The organism is Nostoc sp., from assembly GCF_036919575.1.
Lineage (GTDB): Bacteria > Cyanobacteriota > Cyanobacteriia > Cyanobacteriales > Nostocaceae > Nostoc.
In genome coordinates this window covers 18,526-38,314 of record NZ_JBALBY010000022.1, presented here as the reverse complement: position 1 = coordinate 38,314, position 19,789 = coordinate 18,526, and the positions used below count along the sequence as shown (strand labels likewise).

Sequence of the window (19,789 nt, the reverse complement as noted above, 5' to 3'; positions counted from 1 at the left end):
AGTTTTTAATTACTAGAACTAACTAAAGATGATGCTAGATTTGCTTCTTCTTCCCAACTTTCTGGCCATTGAATGCGATCGCTAGTAAAGTGAAGGCGATCGTTTTCCGGCCAAGGGGCAGTTATCGGTTCTTCAATTAGCCCAAACTCCCCATTGTCAAAAGGATTCCCATCCGCCCGACGCTGAAGAAAAACTCGCTCTCGAATACCGCCTTTTTCCTGAGTGAGGGCGCGATGATGACAATAAGGATTATTGCCTCTCTTATCAAAGAAAACATGAGCAGTCCAACTGCAACCACCTCGACAGAGTTGAGCAAATTCACAAGTCTTGCAAAAACCCCATAAGTGTGATGTTCCTTTAGGAGTATCAGCTCCGAGATTAAACCGTAGTTCTTCAGTTTCTTCAATAATTGTCCGTAGTGAATAGTCGCGGATGTTGCCGCCAGTGTATGCTGTGGTAGGCAGTGAAGGACAACCTTTGATAGCACCATCGGCTTCGATGCCTAAAGAAGACAATCCCGCATTGCACCCCTGCCAAAAAGTCCAAGCATCCCCTCCTCCCCGCAACATCCGCTCATAAGGCCCGTAGTAGCCAATATTATTTCCTGGTTGTAGCTGCACCCCTTCTCGCTTTGCGCGTTGGGCAACACGAGCAATCATCGGATATACATCTAGTAGTTCATAAGGTTGCAGCAGAATTTCACTATTATCTGCGGCATTCCCCATTGGTACAGTCAACTGAATTTGCCAAGCAAAGATGCCAGCGTCGCGCAGATGTTCGTAAATACGAGGAAATTCTGGTGCGGAGAGACGATTGATTTGAGTATTGCAACCGAATGGTATACCAGCTTGTTTGAGATTGCTCATAGTCTGAAACGCCCATTGCCAGGAGCCTTGTCTACCACGGAGGCGATCGTGAGTTGCTTCTAAGCCATCAACCGATACAGATACCACACTAATTCCAGCTTCCTTCATCCGGTGTGCTGTCTCCAGAGTGATCCCATAACCCCCAGTGGTCATACCGCAAAGCATTCCAGAAGAAGTAATTGCTTGGGCAATCTCTAGCCAATCAGGACGCAGAAATGCTTCACCACCAATTATGGTTACTTCAGTGATTCCCACTTCCGCCATTTGTCTAACTAAATCAAGGGCTTCTGCTGTAGAAAGTTCGTTCGCCCTTGCATGACCAGCACGAGAACCGCAGTGCTGACAAGCTAGATTACACTTTAATGTAATTTCCCAAACTGCATAACTAATTCGGCGATAAGTCATTAAAATACCTCAATTAAATTATCTGCAAACGGACGGATATACAGCAGAATTCAGAATTAAGGAGTCAGAATTCAGAAGTAAAACAGGCTTTATCCCTGGCTTTGAGACTTAGCTTGTGTACTTCACTAACCTGAAATCTGCTGTATCTTCATCCATCCCTAGAAATCTGAGCTTATTATTCAAATTTGTTCAGGAATAAACAGATTACTAAGCAATAACTCCATAGGCTGGCTGAACAACTCCATACACTTGCTGTTGCTGTAGTTTAGGCGATCGCAACCACCACTTAAAACATGATGGCTGTACGCCGTTTTTTCCAGTCAACCCGCCAAAAACGGTTTCTAATTCTTTTTCATCTAAATCCCTGAGTTCACCCTCACTAGTAGTTGACTCCAATAATTGAGTCGTATATTCTTCAAACTCTTCCTGAGTGAAATCATAGCCAGCATCATTGACTATTCGGCTAGCTTCATCTTTACTTGGAATATCTTGAAGTTGAGCGCGGAATGTTTGGTCATTTGCCACTCTTACATAAAAGGCTTGAACATTTTCTAGAGACATGATTTCGTCCTAAAATTATTTAACTACAGACCTAGCTTTGCTTAACCAAAAATCGGTGTTGCCACCTCAACTGCTAGCTCAGATGCGTTGTAGTTATCTGTAATAACTTGCGGACAACGCATACAAGCTGCCTTGCCTTCTTGCTGCCACCACCGACAATCTCGGCGTATGGAACAGGGTGGTAGTTCTTCTGCTACTACAGGTAACTTTTCTACAATTCGCATTGCTAGACGACAATCTTGCCCATCAAAATGCTGACAACCTTTAGTAGCACAAGGTGCCGCCGTCCGAAAAATTTCGGCAGGTGTAATTGGACTAGCTTTTGCTATTAGTTCATCCGTAATAGGTTGGGGCTTTTTGAGATAAGCTACACGGGGTTCTGTCACTGTCCCACTGACTACACCAAAGACAACACTATCCACAAATTCGGGTCTAGCACTGGGACAAAGTGTAGATTTATCAGTAGCAGCAAATTCTTCCATCAATTGAGCCTCCAAGGAAGAGAACCTTTATGACAAAAGGGGTTGTTCTGGATATGGTGCTATGATTCCTGTCGTGGTCCAAATAGGGAGTTTAATAAATTGACTAGTTGTTCCACCTGCAATGCTTTTGATTTCCTCATCAGACAAAGCATCTTCTACATCTAAACCTTGGTTCCGTCGTTCCACCGCATTTTTGACAGCATCATCAATTAGATCGTTAATTTCAAGTTGACCCTTATGCTTTCTTTCCATGTTGATTTTCCTCTGAATATTGACATTTTTAGGCTGAAACACTGAATAAAATTGCCTAATTATGTCCTGATTTTAGCAAAAAGGAAAACTAATAACTCTATTGTTAAGAATCTGAAATAGACATAAATAAAACTTTTATGTCCCTAAAACATGATTTTTTAAATACCCTATTTTTGGGGAGAGACATATATTCAGTTAATCAAGCCATATACTCTTGCATAGTAATGTAAATTGAATATTTCGAGTAATTAATTATGACCATTGACTATAATATTTATGTCCCAAAATTATTGCCAACTGGCAGGCAATGTTTAATGAAAATACACCCAGATAAACTCCTAAGAGATTATCTGATTTATAAAATGTCAATATGCCAAGCAAAATTTAGCGTTTATGCGCTAGATGCTCATACTGTCACTACCCCTGACTCACAACTTCTTGCTTGACAAATAAAGCCCGATAAACAGGTTCACCCTTTTTTTGCGTACCTATTTCCCGTTCTGTGGGGACTGGTAACGGATTTTCGGCTAACCATTCTTCTGTACCAACTCTTTGAAAAGCTGGATTTTCAGCAAAGCGATCGCGCATTTCCACTGCAACAAATTCCATATCTGATTGCAGAAATACAACTCCACCAACCGCAAGATAATTAGCTAATTCTGCCACTAGTTCAGGTTGCACTACACGACGTTTCGCGTGGCGGGTTTTAAACCAAGGATCGGGGAATTGAATTGTAACGCGTTGTAAACTTTCTGGAGTCAGGGAAGATAAAAGCGATCGCAAGGAATTATTCACATTGCAAAATAAGTAGTGGAGGTTTGTGAATCCCAACTCAGAACGTAACTTATTCGCCTCCACCACCAGAGGTTCCCGAATTTCCAAGCCGAGATAATTCCAGTTGGGTTCAATCTGGGCCATATTCACCAAAAACTGTCCCTTAGCGCAGCCAATATCTAAATGTAGTGATTGATTTGGCTTTGCATAAATCTTTTCCCAGTCAAGGGGACTTGCTGGTGTTTGATACTTTTTACCAAGTGGATTAACATGCTGACGGACTCGGACTGCTGCCAAAATTTGCTCTCCTTTACGTGAAAATGACTCATTTATTAGCAAGCTGGTAAATTTGTGGGTGCGATCGCTAAAATATGCGGTGGCGGTTGAAGACTAAACTTAGCCTAACCCGGTGGACGCGATGCAAGTAAATTGCCACAAGCATTGCAACAAGCGCAAAGTGAGTTAAAATCCATGTTAGCTTAATTATAGTTTTTTGTAGGTTAGGCAAGAAAATCTGAAAAAGTTTGTAGGATGGGTTAGGCAAAGCCGTAACCCATCGCTTATTTTTTGTTGAATGTAGATAAAAGATAATAATTACTGGTTTTGCTTCACTTAATCTGATTTGATATTTATTGTGGATATATAAAAATGAAACTGCAAGAAAATTCTGTAAGATGGGCTTTAAACCATGTAGTTAACTATAGTGATACTGATTTATTTCCTAAACCTGTTGAATTTGACATTCTTCAGGAAATTGAAAATGAAGCAATTAATAGGTTTAAAGACATAGACTTAGGAAACTATCAACATAATCCTTCAAGAAGATTTATAGTACCCAAGGATGAAATTTCATACAGGATAGCAACACAACTAGATCCTTTGGATAATATTATATTGACAGCAATTATTTACGAATTTGGACAATTGATCGAAAATCGAAGAATATTAATATCTGAAAATAAAGTATTTGGTTATAGGTTTGCGCCCCAAAATGATTGGAGTTTATATAATCCAAGGGTTTCTTGGTTACAGTATTGGGAAAATTGTAAAAATAAGATATCAGACTATAAATATGCAGTTTCCTTAGATATAGCAGATTTTTACAATCAAATATATCACCATAATATTGAAAATCAATTAATCCAATCTGGATTTCCTAATCAAGTCAAAAAATGGTTAATGAATCTCCTAGAAAGCGTGACAGCAAAAGTCTCTAGAGGAATTCCTATTGGACCACATGCTACACACTTATTAGGAGAGCTTTCATTAGTTCCTGTAGATAACAGCTTATCTTTGAAAGGTTTAGATTTTTGTCGCTTTGTAGACGATATTATTATATTTTGTAACACTCCACAAGAAGCAAAAATTATTATTTATCAGATGGCAGAAATCCTTGACAGGCAACAAAGGCTAATACTACAGAGACATAAAACAAAAATATATACAGCAGATGAATTAAACCACCATTGTATATCAATGACTAAAGACCAGCCAATCAATAGTGATGAAGAAAATATTATAAATATAATAAAAATGTATTCATCAAGCAATCCATACACAAGTATAAATATTACAAAACTGCCAGATCCACAATTATACTTTTTTTCCAAACATTTTGTTACTCAAATATTATCTAAGTATTTGAATAGTGATGAACCAAATTATACACGTCTCAGATGGTTTTTAAGAAGACTTTCGCAAGTAGGTATTCCGTCAGGGGTGGAATTTTGTATTGATAATATTGATATTCTAACACCAGCAATTAGTGATATATGCCACTACTTAATAACAGTAAATAATAGTTATAATGTTGATTGGAAAATATTAGGAAGTAAGATTTTTCATGTTTTAAATAGTGATTTGATAAAATCAAATGAATATTTTCAAATTTCCCTTATGAGCCTTTTTGCCAGAAACGCATCACTAAATAATGCGAGTCAACTTATTGCTTTATATCAAAACTCTCCATCAAGTTTGAGACGAGAAATTTTATTAAGCGCTTATTCTCAAAATATGGGTGACTGGATTCGAGAGCTTAAGGAAAGTTATCCTAGTATGGATGTCTGGTGTAAACGTGCATTTATTATCGCATCAACATCTTTACCTGTAGAAGAGAGAAAATTCTTTTTGGATTATGTAAAAGATTATAATTTGTTGAATGAATTATTAATAAAATGGGCAAAGTCAAAATAAAAAAGAGTGAATCAAGATGTGCCTTCTGCAAAGGGCGATCAGATAAATCGAAGCCATTCGTGTACTGCAAAGCAGAACTATGAAGAGTAGGGTAGCAGCTTGTCCTCAGACATGGGACTAAAATTGAGTCAAGCAATGTACTATCCCCACACCATCACACAAAAATACTCAAATCCAGAGAGTCACAGTTGACGAGATATAAAATCCAATCAATCATCAGTTGAATCATCAATCATTTCCGGTACTAAAGCTGGGTTACTTTTACGTTCTTCTGGTGATTGCTCCCGAATAACATCGTCGATTCTAGCAGGATGTTTGATTTTGTCCAGTACCTCTGGACTTAGTTGCGATGGATCGCCTTCTGGATTCGACTTTTCAGCTTGACTAGGAACTGTTTCCTTATTCATCACTATTTCCCTAAACTTATACCCCAAGCTTAAGTTCTTCTAGAGTGAATACACACTATCTTGGGACTTAATTTCACACAGTAGTGGTAAGAAAGACGTCACCGAACAGCCCGCCCTTAGACATCGCTCTTTGTAGACCAAAGATGATTTACTAAACTAAATAGCCTATACCATAAAAAGCGTAAATATTCAGTACTTTCCGTTTCACTCAATTAGGAAATAAGCAGTGTTACCAAACAAGCCCCCCGCTAACAATGAAACTCAACGCTGGACATTTGCTCAACTTTTTGGACTGGTAAAGCGTAATCCCCGAATGATTTCGCAGTGGGTAATCCTCTGGGTACTTGTGGGGACTGCTGGTGGTCTATTTGCGGCGTTGTACTGGAATGTTTTAGAGTTTTTAACTCACAGACTCCAGCAATTTGAGGGTTTTAGCCTGCTGATAGTGATGCCACTTAGCGGTTTATTTATCGGTCTGGTGATTCATTTTTTGGGAAATCCCGGTGAAATCGCCGTGATTGTTGATAATATCCATTTTCGTGGCGGACGCCTAGATGTTCGCAAAAATCCCTCAATGATTCTTGCTTCTCTAATTAGTATATCGGCAGGTGGTAGTGCTGGTCCAGAAGCACCACTGGTACAGGTAACAGGTTCTTTTGGTACTTGGGTTGCCGATCGCTTAAAACTCCAAGGTGAAGACCTCAGAACTATGAGTTTAGCAGCGATGGCGGCTGGCTTCACTGCCTTGTTTGGCGCACCTCTTGGCGGTGCAATGTTCGCCCTGGAGATTTTGCACCATCAGCATATTGTGGAATATTACGAAGCCTTAATGCCAGCCATTGTTTCGAGTTGCGCTAGTTATGTGGTGTTTGCAGCAATTACCCACTTGGGAATTGCCCCTACTTGGCATTTTCCTCAGTATCACCTAGAAAAGATTGATGATTTTGCGATCGCAATCTTGTTCGGAATTATCGGGGCGGGGGCGGGATGGATTTTTATGGGCATTTTTCGGGGCTGCGATGCCTTTTGGCAAGCCATTTCACGTCTGGGCATCTTTGCCCTGATTCCCGTCCCCATTTATGTACGCACAACACTAGCAGGATTGGGACTTGGCACTTTAGCAGTTTTATTACCCCTGACGCGTTATTTTGGACATGAAGAGTTAGATTCAGTCCTCACTACTAGCTTTGGTGCTGTTTTTCTCTTAACTCTAGCTGTTGGTAAAATGGCTGCCATTAGCATTACGGTAACAGGTGGCTGGCGCGGTGGATTCATCATTCCCCTGTTTTTCACTGGTGCTTGTATTGGTAAAGCAGTAGTAGTCTTAATTCCGGGACTTAATCCTGCCCTTGCCATGATTTGTACAATGGCGGCTGTGAATGCAGCCGTAACCCGCACACCTATAAGTACGACTTTGCTACTGTCAAAACTGACTAACTTGAGTCCCTTTACGCCAATCCTTTTTGCCAGTTTGATTGGATTTTTTCTTGCCCCGAAAGTTCCCCTGATCGCATCTCAACTCAAATCCGAAAGAGAAGCTACCAATGAAACAAGTGCCTGAGTTAGCTGCCCAGGCATAAAAAAGCAATATATGCTAAGATTGTATCAAATTATAGCAATTATTCAAGAGCAATTTAGAATAATTTTGCGCTTTGTTGAGTAAAAAAGCTAAAATCTACGATTTTTGGAGATTTTTAGGTTATGACAACCTCACAGGAGAGGATTATCCCGATAGACTTGCGAACCGAAATGTCGCAGTCTTATCTGGAATACGCCATGAGCGTGATAGTGGGTCGGGCGTTGCCAGATGCCAGGGATGGTCTAAAACCTGTGCATCGTCGCATTCTCTACGCAATGCACGAGCTAGGTCTGCTCCACGATCGCCCCTTTAAGAAATGCGCCCGTGTGGTGGGGGAAGTATTAGGTAAATATCACCCCCACGGCGACACGGCAGTGTATGACGCCTTGGTGCGGATGGCACAGGATTTTTCGATGCGATCGCCCTTAGTTAACGGGCATGGTAACTTCGGTTCGGTAGACAACGATCCGCCAGCCGCAATGCGATACACCGAATGCCGCTTGCAAGCTTTAACTAGTGCTGGTCTACTGCACGACATCGAATTAGAAACTGTAGACTTTGCCGATAACTTCGACGGTTCCCAACAAGAACCCACAGTTTTACCAGCCCGGATTCCCCAGTTATTGCTCAACGGTTCCTCTGGAATTGCCGTGGGTATGGCCACCAACATTCCCCCCCACAATTTGGGCGAATTGATTGATGCTTTGGTAGCTGTGATCCACAATCCAGAAATCACCGATCTGGAATTAATGGAGTATGTTCACGGCCCAGACTTTCCGACTGGGGCGCAGATTTTGGGGACATCTGCGATTCGAGAAGCTTACACTACTGGGCGTGGTTCCATTACCATGCGTGGTGTCGCTAACATTGAAACCGTTGAACAGCGCGGACGCCCAGATAGAGAAGCAATTATCATCACCGAATTGCCCTATCAAACCAACAAAGCGGCGCTGATTGAAAAAATCGCCGAAATGGTGAACGAGAAGCGTCTAGAGGGCATCGCAGACATCCGGGATGAAAGCGATCGCGACGGGATGCGAGTTGTGATCGAACTCAAGCGTGATGCTTATCCCCGCGTCGTTCTGAACAACCTCTACAAGCAAACGCCACTGCAAGCCAACTTTGGGGCGAATATGCTGGCGTTGGTGAATAGCGAACCCCAAGTACTCACCCTCAAGCAGTTCTTAAGCGTCTTCTTGGATTTCCGCATCGAATCCATTGCCAGACGCACCCGTTACGAACTGCGGAAAGCTGAGGAACGCGACCATCTCCTGCAAGGGTTATTAATTGCCCTGTCCCAGTTAGATCCGATTATTGTCTTGATTCGCCATGCACCAGATGCGCCCACAGCTAAAGGCGAATTAATCACAACTTACGGACTCTCAGAAGTGCAAGCAGATGCGATTTTGCAGATGCAATTGCGGCGGTTGACTGCCTTAGAAGCAGACAAAATTCGTCTGGAACACGATGAATTGCAAGTGAAGATTACCGACTTGCAAGATATTTTGGCACGTCGGGAGAGAGTGCTGGAAATCATTGAAACCGAAGTCGCGCAACTGAAAACTAGCTTTGCTACACCCCGCCGCACGGTGATTTTACCAGGGGAAGGGGAACTAGATGACCGTGACCTAATTGCTAATGAAAAAGCGATCATTTTGGTTACAGAACAAGGCTACATCAAACGGATGCCAGTCAACACCTTTGAGGCGCAAAGCCGTGCTACCAGAGGTAAAGCCGCAGCCAAGGTGAAAGATGATGACACCGTTGAGCATTTCTTAACTTGCTGCGATCACGACAGTATTTTATTCTTTAGCCAGCGTGGTGTCGTTTACTGCCTGAGAGCGTATCAAATTCCAGTGAGTTCGCGTACCAGTCGCGGGACACCAATTGTTCAAATGCTACCCATTCCCAAAGAGGAAAAAATCACCTCGATTGTACCCGTTGACGAGTTTAGCAACCAAGAATATTTGGTTATGCTCACCAAAGGCGGGAATATCAAGAAAACCGAATTGGCAGCGTTTAGTCATATTCGCGCCAATGGCTTGATTGCGATTTCCTTAGAAGAAGGCGACCAACTGCGGTGGGTGCGACGCGCTAAAGCAGAAGACAGCGTAATCATTGGTTCTCGTCACGGAATGGCGATTCACTTCCGGTGCAACCACGAACAATTGCGTCCTTTAAGTAGGGCGACTCGTGGGGTGAAAGCCATGAAACTGAAAAATAAAGATGAACTGGTGGGCATGGATATTCTCCCCGCAGCAGTTCTTGCCACTTTGGATACAGAAATAGAAGTAGAAATTGAAGATATCGAAATTATCGAAGCAGTCGAAACAGAAGATATCGAAATTATCGAAACTAATGAAGAATCCGCAGAAGTACCTGGCAACGGCAGTATTGGCCCTTGGGTATTAGTAATTACAATGGCAGGATATGGTAAGCGCGTACCAGTTGCCCAGTTCCGACTGCAAAATCGTGCTGGTCAGGGTTTAATGGCAACCAAGTTCAAAAACCGCAAAAACAAAGACAAGCTGGCAACCCTACGCATTGTCAACGACGATGACGATGAAATGATGATGGTGACAAATCGCGGTATTATCATCCGTCAAGCGTTGAATGCGATTTCTATCCAATCGCGATCGGCAACTGGAGTTAGAGTGCAGCGTTTAGATGAAGATGACGCGATTACCGGAGTGGCAATAGTTCCACCTGATGCTGTCGATGCAGAAGAAGCAGAGTAAAAAGCAGGGGGAGAGGTTAACCGCCTTACTCCCTTACTTGATTGCCTTAACTAGCGGCATTTTAATGGGGCTAACTGTCGCCCCAGTAGGTGCATGGTTCTTGGCTTGGATTGCCATAGTTCCCCTCTGGGTGCTAGTTGTCACTTCAGCCAAAGGTAAAAACCAATACCCCCCGGCTTTCCTGTGGGGTATCGCTTATCATGGTGTCGCCCTATCTTGGATTACCGGAATTCATCCGATGACATGGTTGGGCGTTCCTTGGTTGCCAAGTTTGGCAATCACCCTTTTTTGTTGGGGATTTATCAGTGTCTTGGGTGGGGTATTCCTTACTATTTGGGCGGCTGTAATGGTTCGCCTAGTGGGACAAAAACCGTGGTTACGTGTACTGATTGGTACAGCCGTCTGGTGCGGCTTAGAGAGTCTGTGGAGTGCTGGTCCTCTGTGGTGGAGTTCCCTGGCTTACACACAAAGTCCGCATAATCTCGTGATTTTACACCTTGGTCAACTCTCTGGGCCTAATACTGTGACAGCAGCAATAGTTGCCGTCAATGGTTTAATTGCTGAAGGATGGATGAAGCGCCAAGATGCCAAGATTTCCTCCGCGCCTCTGTGGTTTGTTAATAAATACTTTGCGAGCGCCACAGGATTATTAATTAGCTTACACCTGATTGGTTTGATCTTATACAGCCGTCCGATCGCTCAACCCCCAGAAGCAGCCTTGAAAGTGGGGATTGTTCAGGGTAATATCCCGAACCGACTTTTACGAAGTTCCGAAGGGTTTCGTCGCGCCCAAGAAAATTACACCAGTGGGTATATAACTTTAGCAGACCAAGGTGTAGATGCAGTCCTGACCCCAGAAGGAGCCTTACCTATTTTCCAGCGTGACTTGATGGGAACTGCCTTAGTCGCAGCCGTGAAACTAAAAGGTGTAGTTGCTTGGATTGGGGCTTTTGGCGAACGGGGAGCCAGTTATACAATTAGTTTGTTTACTTTCAATGCTAAGGGTGAAATTGTCAGCCGCTACGACAAAGCCAAACTAGTACCTCTGGGAGAATATATTCCTTTTGAAGGAATTTTAGGCGGAATAGTTCAGCGCTTGTCGCCTTTGAATGCACACCAAGTTGCCGGTTCAGCAAATCAGTTATTTGACACTCCTTTTGGTCGAGCGATCGCTAGTATATGTTACGAATCTGCTTTTCCTGAGCAATTTCGCCGTCAAGCTGCGGCGGGTGGGCAATTTATCCTCAGTTCTTCCAACGATGCCCATTACACTGCATCCATGCCATTCCAGCATCATGCACAGGATATGATGCGGGCAATTGAAACTGATCGATGGTCAGCACGGGCAACTAATACCGGATATTCAGCCTTTGTAGATCCTCACGGTAGAACCTTGTGGATATCTGGATATAATACCTACGAAACTCATGCTGAAACAATTTATCGGCGACAGACAAAGACTTTATATGTGCGTTGGGGTGATTGGTTGACACCCTTGTTATTGATATCTTCTGGAGGAGCTTGGCTAGTGATTCAACTTAGGGATACAAACAAAATAAACAAAAACCTCACCCTGTCCTGACGGACATCCCTCTCCTTAACAAGGAGAGGGACAGGTTTTGCATAGCAAAACCAGGGTGAGGTTCTTTTATTTCTGTAGAACCTGTGCGATCGCCTGAGAAATCGGTAAGCCAGGACACCGTTCCAGCCAGAAGAACTCGCCAACTGGGTTGACTTCAAGGAATATATGACGACCATCAGGAGTTAAAATGATATCAATCGCTCCGTAGTTCAAGCCAAATTCTGCCATGAGTTTGAGCAACTTCTCTTCCACATCTTGGTGCAAGGTGTATGATTCCCTGCTTACAGCCAAAACCCTTTTAAAATCTCGTTTCCAGCCTCTGGCTGGAAATGCAGTTCCTGGTGGCTCTGCCGCCAGTAAGAGAGGCGGAGCCTGAATGACGGGCATTCCCAGTCGGAGACTGGGAACGAGACAATCTTAAAAGCTGCTTATAGACTGGCTTTCACGTTAAGTTGACACCAATGAGCTTTTTCTGTGCCCCTACCGCGTGGTCTATTTACCTGAAAATAGCTGTAATTTTTCAGGGGCAAAGTTATCGCTGGGCGCTTGTTGAGAGTAGTGTATCTGCGATCGCTTCCGCAATCGGATAGTCCAAATCTCTCTCCAGCATTCCCCACTCTCCTGTAGGGTTAATTTCCAAAAAAACGTATTCCCCTGATGGTGTTTGGATGAAGTCAAACGCTCCAAAAGTCAGTTCAAATTTTGCCATAAAAGCATGGAGACAACGGATTATTTCATCAGGTAATTCATCGGGTTGCCACGTACAAGCCTCTTTTGTCGGACGTCGCCAGTCTTGGGTAGATGCTGAATAACTAGATGCGTTTAATGCTCCGACAAACAGTTTACCATTTACATACACCGCCCGTAGTTCTTGCCGTTTGGGGATTTGTTCTTGAAACACAACTGGACAATAGCGCAGTGTCTCGGCATCAACTAAATCTTCTTCTTTAACTGCGCTAGTGTACATAAAAAAAGAGGAGCCTTCCATACTGTACGAAAGAGGTCTGAGGAGTTTAGCAACCATTTTTCCCTTGACTCGGTGGAAAAACTCTCGTGCTTCTTGAGGATTGTTGGTGACAAGAGTCTGAGGTATGGCAAGACCAACTTCCGATGCAACCCGCAGTTGGCGTAACTTGTTTTCAGCTGCATTAATCCGTTGTAAATCATCCACCCATGTAGCTTCTCTGAGACTATCCCAAAAGCCATCTAAGGCGGCCAATGATTCTCCACTACATGCTGCTTGAAATTTTGGAGCCAATTCTTTACTCAACTCAGGTTGCCAAATACGCCGCATCCATACTGCTTGCACCTGCTCTGTATTCAACGAGCGTAGACGCGGAGCGGCTTGTCCTAAGACATCGCCATATTCTAGTCTATGATTGCTCCCAAAGTTACTAAAATTAGCCTGGAGTTTGACTGTCATCGGAAATTTATCGGTGTCTAGCCGAAATGGTTGTGCGCCTCGTCTTGTAAGGGCTTGGGCAACTCTATCTATTGTGAAGTAATCACCACTGTGGGTAATTAATAAAACTACATCACGCTCATGGTGCATAAAACATCTTGAATTTGTTCTTGCGTTTTCCCTACTGCAAACTATTAACAGGGAAAACCACTTAAAAAGCAAGCAATAATGGGAAGCCAACCCCTGGTAGGGGTTGGCAAAGCTAAGAGTAGATTTCTTGCAAAAAAGTTTTGTGGTAGATTAGATCCGTTGAACAAATTGTCAAAAAGTTAACTGGCATTTCCAAGGTCATAATTATAAATGCCAGCAATTAAGTAACAGCCCAATGTAAAACGTTGGAGGTCTACTGCCTGTGCTTGTACTTTAAATCACAGCTTCTTGGTGTTGACAATCAAAAACAACCATGTAGGAAGCATTTGGTATTTCTTGAGGAAGGTGTCGCATATAGCCATCAGCATCAGAACGGCTGCGGAAGCGAGCAACAATCTCCCGTTGCGTATTAGGAAGTAGACGAGCGATCGCCCAAGAATTGAGGCGTTCTTTATAGGCAATAGGCTGACTGTCTGATTTGGAAGCTTTGTTATCCGTATTTTCTGGCATAATTATGTTATCCGTATGAAATTTCATGAAGGGCGTTAATTAGTTTCTGAGTAGAAATGCACTAACGCTTTTTTTTATGCTGCTGCCACCTTGTTATTCGATTATTTTTAGATTGTCAACACTTAGCGCTATATTTTAGACAAACTAAGTTGGAACTTTCAGATACCTATGAATCTCAAAGCCTTCATTTGCAATTGTTTCCAGGACACAACAATGCTCAAGCAGAAGTTTGCAATTATATTGTTTGTATAATTTTTGTACATATACATAAGTGAAGTCCGTATCAGTGGTCAGAGTGAAAATCAATGTCTGAAAATCTACTATTAAAAACTCAGATAACGTGCGTAGGGTTAATCGGCGCAGATACACTCTTAGGACTTACGCAAAACTACACAGCGTAGGGGCAATTCATGAATTGCCCCTACCGTAAAATCAGGGTTTGGGCTATTGTTTGCGTAAGTCCTGACTCTATTTTCTCTAGTACAGCCCGGCGGACTACACGCCTACGCTAAAGCCATCTTGCGGGCATTTACGTTTTTTATAGTTAGTTTAGAATACTGAAATCTTCCGAGTTTCTTTAGATATTAAAAAATGAAGTTTTCTCATCTGTTTACTATAGTTTTAGGCAGAATACATAGTGCAATTGTTTACAGCTATTTTCAGGTAAATAGACCACGCAGTAGGGGCACAGCAATGCTGTGCCCCTACGACAGATGTGGTTCAAATAGATGAAAACTGCTGTAAGTTAAAATGTCTTGACTAACTGCCATAAAATAGTTAATATTTTTCCGTAAAATTAGAGTTATGATCATGGAAACACCATTTGTAACATCAATAATTCAAAAAGTAGCAGAGGAAATAGGAGCAGTAGTTTTATTAGACCCAGAATGCACCTTTGTGGGACTGATTACCTTTAAAAACGGCAATAAAAGCTTTTTTCGTACTAGCAGGTTTAGTATTAATTCTTCTGGTTCAGTAGCAATAGCTAAAGACAAAGGGGTTTCGAGCTTTTTTCTGAATAAATTTGGCTATAAGGTTACTGAAGGGAAAACATTTTTTAGTGAAGAATTATGCGAAGAAATAGCTAATTCCAGGAATATAGATGCAGGATTCTATTATGCTAAAGAGTTGGGATTTCCCGTAATTGTCAAGCCGATTAATCTCAGTCAAGGAGTATTTGTTACAAAGGTTCACAACAAGCAAGAATACTATCAAGTAGCCAAGAAAATCTTGCAAAAAATCTCAGGATTTATTGTTGAGCGATTCTATAGTGGCAATGACTATAGAATTGTAGTACTTGATGATGAAGTAGTTTCGGCATATCAAAGAATTCCCTTATTTATAATAGGAGATGGTCAATCTAATGTTTTAGAACTTATGCAACAGAAACAGGAAACTTTTATCAAAAATGGGAGAAAAGAAATTATAGATTTTGAAGATTACAGAATCAACAAAAACTTGCGAAGACGGAAGCTAAATTTTAATAGTGTTATACCCAAGAATAATATAGTTTATCTTTTAGACAATGCCAATTTATCGACTGGAGGCGAGGCAATAGACTTTACTGAAAATATCCATCCTGATTTTCAAAAATTAGCAGTAAGTATTACAAAAGATATGGAATTGAGATTAGCAGGTGTGGATATTCTTACTAGTGATATAACATCACCAATGGGAGATTATACGATCATTGAAGTAAATGGCGCTCCTAGCTTAACTCACTATGCATCATTTGGTGAAGTTCAGACCAAGAGAGTAGAAAATTTATATCTCAAAGTTCTCAAAGCACTTGAAAATGAGAATCACAGAGAAAAGCATTGATTTTGACGCTTTGGCGGAGTAGAAGTTGCTCCGCTCCTCAATTCTTTTTCAATTCTAGCTATAGCGGTTCCCAGGTACATGAAGTACATATCAAAACCTCACCCCCAACCCCTCTCCTTAATAAGGAGAGGGGAGATAAAGGACAGCTTTATCGGGGTGAGGTTAAGCTGTACCTATATCTCTTCACCACTCCTTATCTAGTAGGGATTCAAATTCAGCTTGTAAGGCAGTCATATCTGCCAATCTTGTGACTAGTAAATTATCCTTACCAGCATCACTTAAACGTACTTTCCAATAACGAATACTGTCTGAGTTGTTCAACCAAAACTGAATCACGGTATCTACGACTTGATCTAGATTCCAACCCCACTTTGTTGGAACTGATTCCACTGATTCTATAAACGTATCTAGTGTACACGTATGCATTCCCAAGTATTCCACGCCTTGGTGGGGTGGTTTTTGCCCATTTTGCTGTTGATGATTAAAAAACTGTAAAAGTGGAGATACGCCTACAATATCAAAAGTGTATTTCATGCTAGTACTCCCAGTTTTAAATTACTTACAGGAAAGCTTGAGTTTTTTCTAATATAATACCTGACAAGTAACTAAAGCATCTAGAAAAAGTATAGTTTTGGTCTATATCATAGGCATTAACACTCAGCCATAAGTTAGCACTAACAAGCCGAGAGTGCTATTTTTTGTTAATAGTTTGATTTATTATTAAAGAGTTTAAGACATTAATTAAGTTGCGTATATATTTTTGTAGTTCATGTTTTTACTTCCAGTTAAGGGGACGAATATTGTTAAAGTTAATCACGTCAACTTCTACACTCTGAAGATAACTTGCTAGTTTGAAATCATCAGTTATTACAAGATACTTCCCTTTAGATAAAGTCAGGATTCCACTATCAGTAAGTCCGAATTTGACAAATTTTTCAGTATTAACAGCATCTAAACTATAGGAATCATATTTTATTTCTGAAAAAATCTCGGTAGTCTTGTAGTGGACTGTCTACGGCTAAAATGTTGCAAAAAAATTGTAGTAGCGCGGCAAGCTTAATTTGTTGGGTTAAATAATCATAGAATAGTTTTATCTGGGACTTTCTAGTTTTTTTGAACCCAATGTTTTAAGGCTGACGTCCTAGTAGGTTGGGTGGAGGCTTTGCGTAACCCAACATCCTGATAATGTTGGGTTGCGCTCCGCTCCACCCAACCTACGTCTAATGCACTATTTTAGCCTAGACAGTCCACTACGTGCATTTCAAAAATCAAATATTAGTCCTATATTTACGTAGTATTCATCCATAAGAGCAACATTTTTAACAAATTGAGCAAATATTGCAAAGCACTGAGAACGTTCAGGTTCACCAAGTTGATTTGCGAGGCTATTAACTTCTGTCAGAATATTCGGAGTTGTTACAAGCTTTTGAAAGCGTGCAATAAATTCTAGCAGAAGCTCATAATCTTCTGGTAGAAATTGCTGGGTTCGATTAAATTTAGTTATTCGTTCTTAATTGACGCTCCCAACTAAGAAGAGAAGCAGGATATTTGTATCAATTAAAATTCCTTTTTGGCAATAACGACGAACAAGGGAAGCAATCAAATCTTTCATACTTGTCTAATTTTCATTGCTTCTACTTCGCCAGTTTCAGAATTTACCTTAAAAAGTTTATATTCTCGTTCATACAACACAGGGGTAGAAGCAAGAGAGGTAGGAATTAAGTCTTCCAATCGACTTTTAGGAGGTTTTTTAGGAATATCAAATCCTAAAGTAATCAACCAGAAGCTTTTATCCTCAGAAAGTTCAACTTCTTCAAGTCTCAAATCTCCTAATGAAGAACCATCATGTCTTGCATGGATTTTATGTATTCATAGGCAGCATTTACTGCTGTTTTGACATCAATCATAATCTTAGTTGTTCACTGAACTAATTTTCCCATTTAATACCTGATTATAAATCTTTTGTAAAAAATCTCTGACTTCTGTTGGTTTGCGGAGAATAATAACTTGCTGATTTGGTGTTAGTTGACTAAGCTTTTCGAGAATTTCAGGACGACGAGTAATTGGGTATGACCATATATATTTGATAAATTCCCAGTTCAATCTTTCAGGACAATCTGATGCTATATCAGGTCTAGATTGTCCAGCATAAATGAAGCGACGTTTAATCACTCGTGACAAACATAAAAGACGGGGAAAATCCAAAAAAATTACCGTATCTGCAACCGATAAACGAATGTCGAGAGTACTGCCATAGTTACCATCCATAATCCAAGATTCTCGTAGTGTTAGGTCTTGAATTATGCTCTGCCATTCAGCTTTTGGAGTCTCAACCCAGCCAGGATTCCAGTACCAAGCATCCAAGTGAATCACTTCTAAGCCTAAGATGGTTCCCAGTTCGCGGGCTAGGGTAGATTTACCAGCACCCCCAGAACCAATGATTAAGATTTTCTTCATCTTTGGTTTGCATCTCCCTTTTCAAGCTCAAGAGGGTAAGCATTACTCACCCAAATAACCGTCTTCAGAGGAACTCAATACGCCGCTACAATAGTACCACTACAAGGATTATTGCCCAAATATTGATATTATGACCACTGCTACGACTGTAAAAACTGAGTATGAAGCGATTATTGGTCTAGAAACCCATTGTCAGCTAAGTACCAACACCAAGATTTTCTCTAATAGCTCTACGGCATTCGGTGCTGACCCCAATACTAACATTGACCCGGTTTGTATGGGTTTACCTGGGGTCTTACCTGTACTCAATGAAAAAGTATTAGAATACGCCGTAAAAGCTGGTTTGGCACTAAATTGTCAAATCGCTAAATATAGCAAATTTGACCGTAAACAGTATTTTTATCCCGATTTACCCAAAAATTACCAAATTTCTCAATATGATCTACCGATCGCAGAACATGGTTGGTTAGAAATTGAGTTGGTAGATGCTGAGGGGAATCCGACTCGCAAACGCATTGGCATCACACGTCTGCACATGGAGGAAGATGCTGGAAAATTGGTACACGCAGGCAGCGATCGCCTCTCCGGTTCTTCCTATTCTCTGGTAGACTACAATCGCGCAGGTATACCGTTAGTGGAAATTGTCTCGGAACCTGATCTGCGTTCTGGACTAGAAGCTGCGGAATATGCCGAAGAGTTGCGTCGGATTGTGCGCTATCTCGGCGTGAGTGACGGCAATATGCAAGAAGGATCTCTGCGCTGCGATGTCAACATTTCTGTGCGTCCGGTGGGACGAAAGGAGTTTGGCACCAAAGTAGAAATTAAAAACATGAACTCCTTCAGCGCCATCCAACGGGCGATTGACTACGAAATTGAGCGCCAAATTGCCGCAATCGAAGCAGGCGATCGCATTATCCAAGAAACTCGTTTGTGGGAAGAAGGCACTCAACGCACAAGTAGTATGCGGATTAAGGAAGGTTCTAGCGATTACCGCTACTTCCCCGAACCAGATTTAGCACCAATTGAGGTGACAAATGAACAATTAGAGAAATGGCGCAGCGAATTACCAGAACTACCAGCCCAAAAACGCCATCATTATGAAAGTGAGTTGGGGCTTTCGCCTTATGATGCGCGAGTGTTGACAGAAGATCATCCAGTAGCCGAATATTTTGAAACTGCGATCGCATCTGGAGCAAATCCCAAAGCTGCTGCAAACTGGATTACTCAAGATATTGCAGCACACCTCAATAAGCAAAAACTCAGTATCACTGAAATCGCCCTGACTCCCAGCAATTTAGCAGAGATTATCACTCGCATTGAAACGGGCAAAATTAGCAATGCTCAAGCTAAAGAAAAGTTGCCAGATTTGCTCAGTGGTATTTCTCCTGAGAAAGCCTTTGCTGGTCAGGAGTTAATCACCGATCCTAGTATATTGGAACCGCTCGTTGATGAAGTCATAGCCGCCAATCCCAAAGAACTAGAAAAGTATCGCAACGGTAACACCAACCTCAAAGGCTTCTTTGTCGGACAAGTTCTGAAAAAGACAGGCAAACGTGCTGATCCTAAGCTGACTAACGAATTAGTGGAGAAAAAATTGTCCGCCTAGTAGT

17 protein-coding genes and 1 pseudogene are annotated in these 19,789 nt (G+C 41.6%); 6 read left to right on the top strand and 12 right to left on the bottom strand.

Going from position 1 to position 19,789, the window contains the following annotated elements:
* Positions 1-5 precede the first annotated feature (5 nt).
* From V7K27_RS07135 to trmB, 5 genes are all read right to left on the bottom strand, one after another.
* Positions 6-1,271, bottom strand: a complete 1,266-nt coding sequence (locus V7K27_RS07135) for a nif11-class peptide radical SAM maturase 3 (RefSeq protein WP_334945673.1) — start codon at positions 1,269-1,271, stop codon at positions 6-8.
* A 207-nt stretch (positions 1,272-1,478) separates the two neighbouring features.
* Positions 1,479-1,832 carry a Nif11-like leader peptide family natural product precursor gene (locus tag V7K27_RS07130; protein ID WP_334945671.1) on the bottom strand — a complete coding sequence of 118 codons (354 nt, stop codon included), beginning with the start codon at positions 1,830-1,832 and terminating at the stop codon, positions 1,479-1,481.
* Positions 1,833-1,873: 41 nt separating this feature from the next.
* Positions 1,874-2,314 carry a nitrogen fixation protein gene (locus V7K27_RS07125; protein WP_334945669.1) on the bottom strand — a complete coding sequence of 147 codons (441 nt, stop codon included), beginning with the start codon at positions 2,312-2,314 and terminating at the stop codon, positions 1,874-1,876.
* A 27-nt stretch (positions 2,315-2,341) separates the two neighbouring features.
* Positions 2,342-2,566 carry a hypothetical protein gene (locus V7K27_RS07120; protein ID WP_334945667.1) on the bottom strand — a complete coding sequence of 75 codons (225 nt, stop codon included), beginning with the start codon at positions 2,564-2,566 and terminating at the stop codon, positions 2,342-2,344.
* Positions 2,567-2,983: 417 nt separating this feature from the next.
* Complete coding sequence (trmB, locus tag V7K27_RS07115; RefSeq protein WP_334945665.1) at positions 2,984-3,637, bottom strand: tRNA (guanosine(46)-N7)-methyltransferase TrmB; 654 nt, start codon at positions 3,635-3,637, stop codon at positions 2,984-2,986.
* A gap of 351 nt (positions 3,638-3,988) precedes the next feature.
* On the opposite strand from trmB, the gene V7K27_RS07110 reads away from it, so the two are divergent.
* On the top strand, positions 3,989-5,533 hold the full coding sequence (locus tag V7K27_RS07110; protein WP_334945663.1) for an RNA-directed DNA polymerase: 1,545 nt from the start codon (positions 3,989-3,991) through the stop codon (positions 5,531-5,533).
* A gap of 209 nt (positions 5,534-5,742) precedes the next feature.
* On the opposite strand, the gene V7K27_RS07105 is transcribed toward V7K27_RS07110, so the two are convergent.
* A complete protein-coding gene (locus V7K27_RS07105) occupies positions 5,743-5,940 on the bottom strand; it encodes a hypothetical protein (protein ID WP_334945661.1) in 198 nt (65 codons plus the stop codon).
* Between the two features lie 226 nt (positions 5,941-6,166).
* Here V7K27_RS07105 and V7K27_RS07100 point away from each other — a divergent pair, with 226 nt between their 5' ends.
* The 3 genes from V7K27_RS07100 to lnt all read left to right on the top strand — a co-directional run bounded on the left by V7K27_RS07100 (position 6,167) and on the right by lnt (position 11,839).
* Positions 6,167-7,501, top strand: coding sequence for a chloride channel protein (locus V7K27_RS07100; RefSeq protein WP_334945659.1), 1,335 nt, complete (start codon positions 6,167-6,169; stop codon positions 7,499-7,501).
* A 140-nt stretch (positions 7,502-7,641) separates the two neighbouring features.
* Positions 7,642-10,257: a DNA topoisomerase (ATP-hydrolyzing) subunit A gene (gene gyrA, locus V7K27_RS07095; protein ID WP_334945657.1), complete on the top strand. Its 2,616-nt coding sequence runs from the start codon at positions 7,642-7,644 to the stop codon at positions 10,255-10,257.
* Entirely contained in the window at positions 10,238-11,839 is a 1,602-nt protein-coding gene (gene lnt, locus V7K27_RS07090; protein WP_334945656.1) for an apolipoprotein N-acyltransferase, read from the top strand. Before gyrA ends, lnt begins: the two co-directional genes overlap by 20 nt.
* 66 nt (positions 11,840-11,905) lie before the next feature.
* On the opposite strand, the pseudogene V7K27_RS07085 reads toward lnt, so the two are convergent.
* From V7K27_RS07085 to V7K27_RS07075, 3 genes and pseudogenes are all read right to left on the bottom strand, one after another.
* Positions 11,906-12,103, bottom strand: a pseudogene (locus V7K27_RS07085) (MvdD family ATP-grasp ribosomal peptide maturase); the annotation flags it as partial.
* A 268-nt stretch (positions 12,104-12,371) separates the two neighbouring features.
* Entirely contained in the window at positions 12,372-13,391 is a 1,020-nt protein-coding gene (locus V7K27_RS07080) for an MvdC family ATP-grasp ribosomal peptide maturase (RefSeq protein ID WP_334945655.1), read from the bottom strand.
* 273 nt (positions 13,392-13,664) lie between these two features.
* Positions 13,665-13,901 carry a hypothetical protein gene (locus V7K27_RS07075; protein WP_334945653.1) on the bottom strand — a complete coding sequence of 79 codons (237 nt, stop codon included), beginning with the start codon at positions 13,899-13,901 and terminating at the stop codon, positions 13,665-13,667.
* Between the two features lie 810 nt (positions 13,902-14,711).
* On the opposite strand from V7K27_RS07075, the gene V7K27_RS07070 reads away from it, so the two are divergent.
* Positions 14,712-15,722 carry a cyanophycin synthetase gene (locus V7K27_RS07070; RefSeq protein ID WP_334945651.1) on the top strand — a complete coding sequence of 337 codons (1,011 nt, stop codon included), beginning with the start codon at positions 14,712-14,714 and terminating at the stop codon, positions 15,720-15,722.
* Between the two features lie 183 nt (positions 15,723-15,905).
* On the opposite strand, the gene V7K27_RS07065 is transcribed toward V7K27_RS07070, so the two are convergent.
* The 3 genes from V7K27_RS07065 to V7K27_RS07055 all read right to left on the bottom strand — a co-directional run bounded on the left by V7K27_RS07065 (position 15,906) and on the right by V7K27_RS07055 (position 18,179).
* Positions 15,906-16,256: a hypothetical protein gene (locus V7K27_RS07065; protein WP_334945649.1), complete on the bottom strand. Its 351-nt coding sequence runs from the start codon at positions 16,254-16,256 to the stop codon at positions 15,906-15,908.
* A 1,074-nt stretch (positions 16,257-17,330) separates the two neighbouring features.
* Positions 17,331-17,546 (bottom strand): hypothetical protein, encoded by a 216-nt coding sequence (locus V7K27_RS07060; RefSeq protein WP_334945645.1) that lies wholly within the window; start codon positions 17,544-17,546, stop codon positions 17,331-17,333.
* A gap of 87 nt (positions 17,547-17,633) precedes the next feature.
* The gene (locus V7K27_RS07055) at positions 17,634-18,179 is read right to left on the bottom strand and encodes a DNA topology modulation protein (RefSeq protein WP_334945643.1); all 546 of its coding nucleotides are present in this window, start codon (positions 18,177-18,179) and stop codon (positions 17,634-17,636) included.
* A 130-nt stretch (positions 18,180-18,309) separates the two neighbouring features.
* On the opposite strand from V7K27_RS07055, the gene gatB reads away from it, so the two are divergent.
* Entirely contained in the window at positions 18,310-19,785 is a 1,476-nt protein-coding gene (gene gatB / locus V7K27_RS07050; RefSeq protein ID WP_334945641.1) for an Asp-tRNA(Asn)/Glu-tRNA(Gln) amidotransferase subunit GatB, read from the top strand.
* The last annotated feature ends 4 nt before the right edge of the window (positions 19,786-19,789 follow it).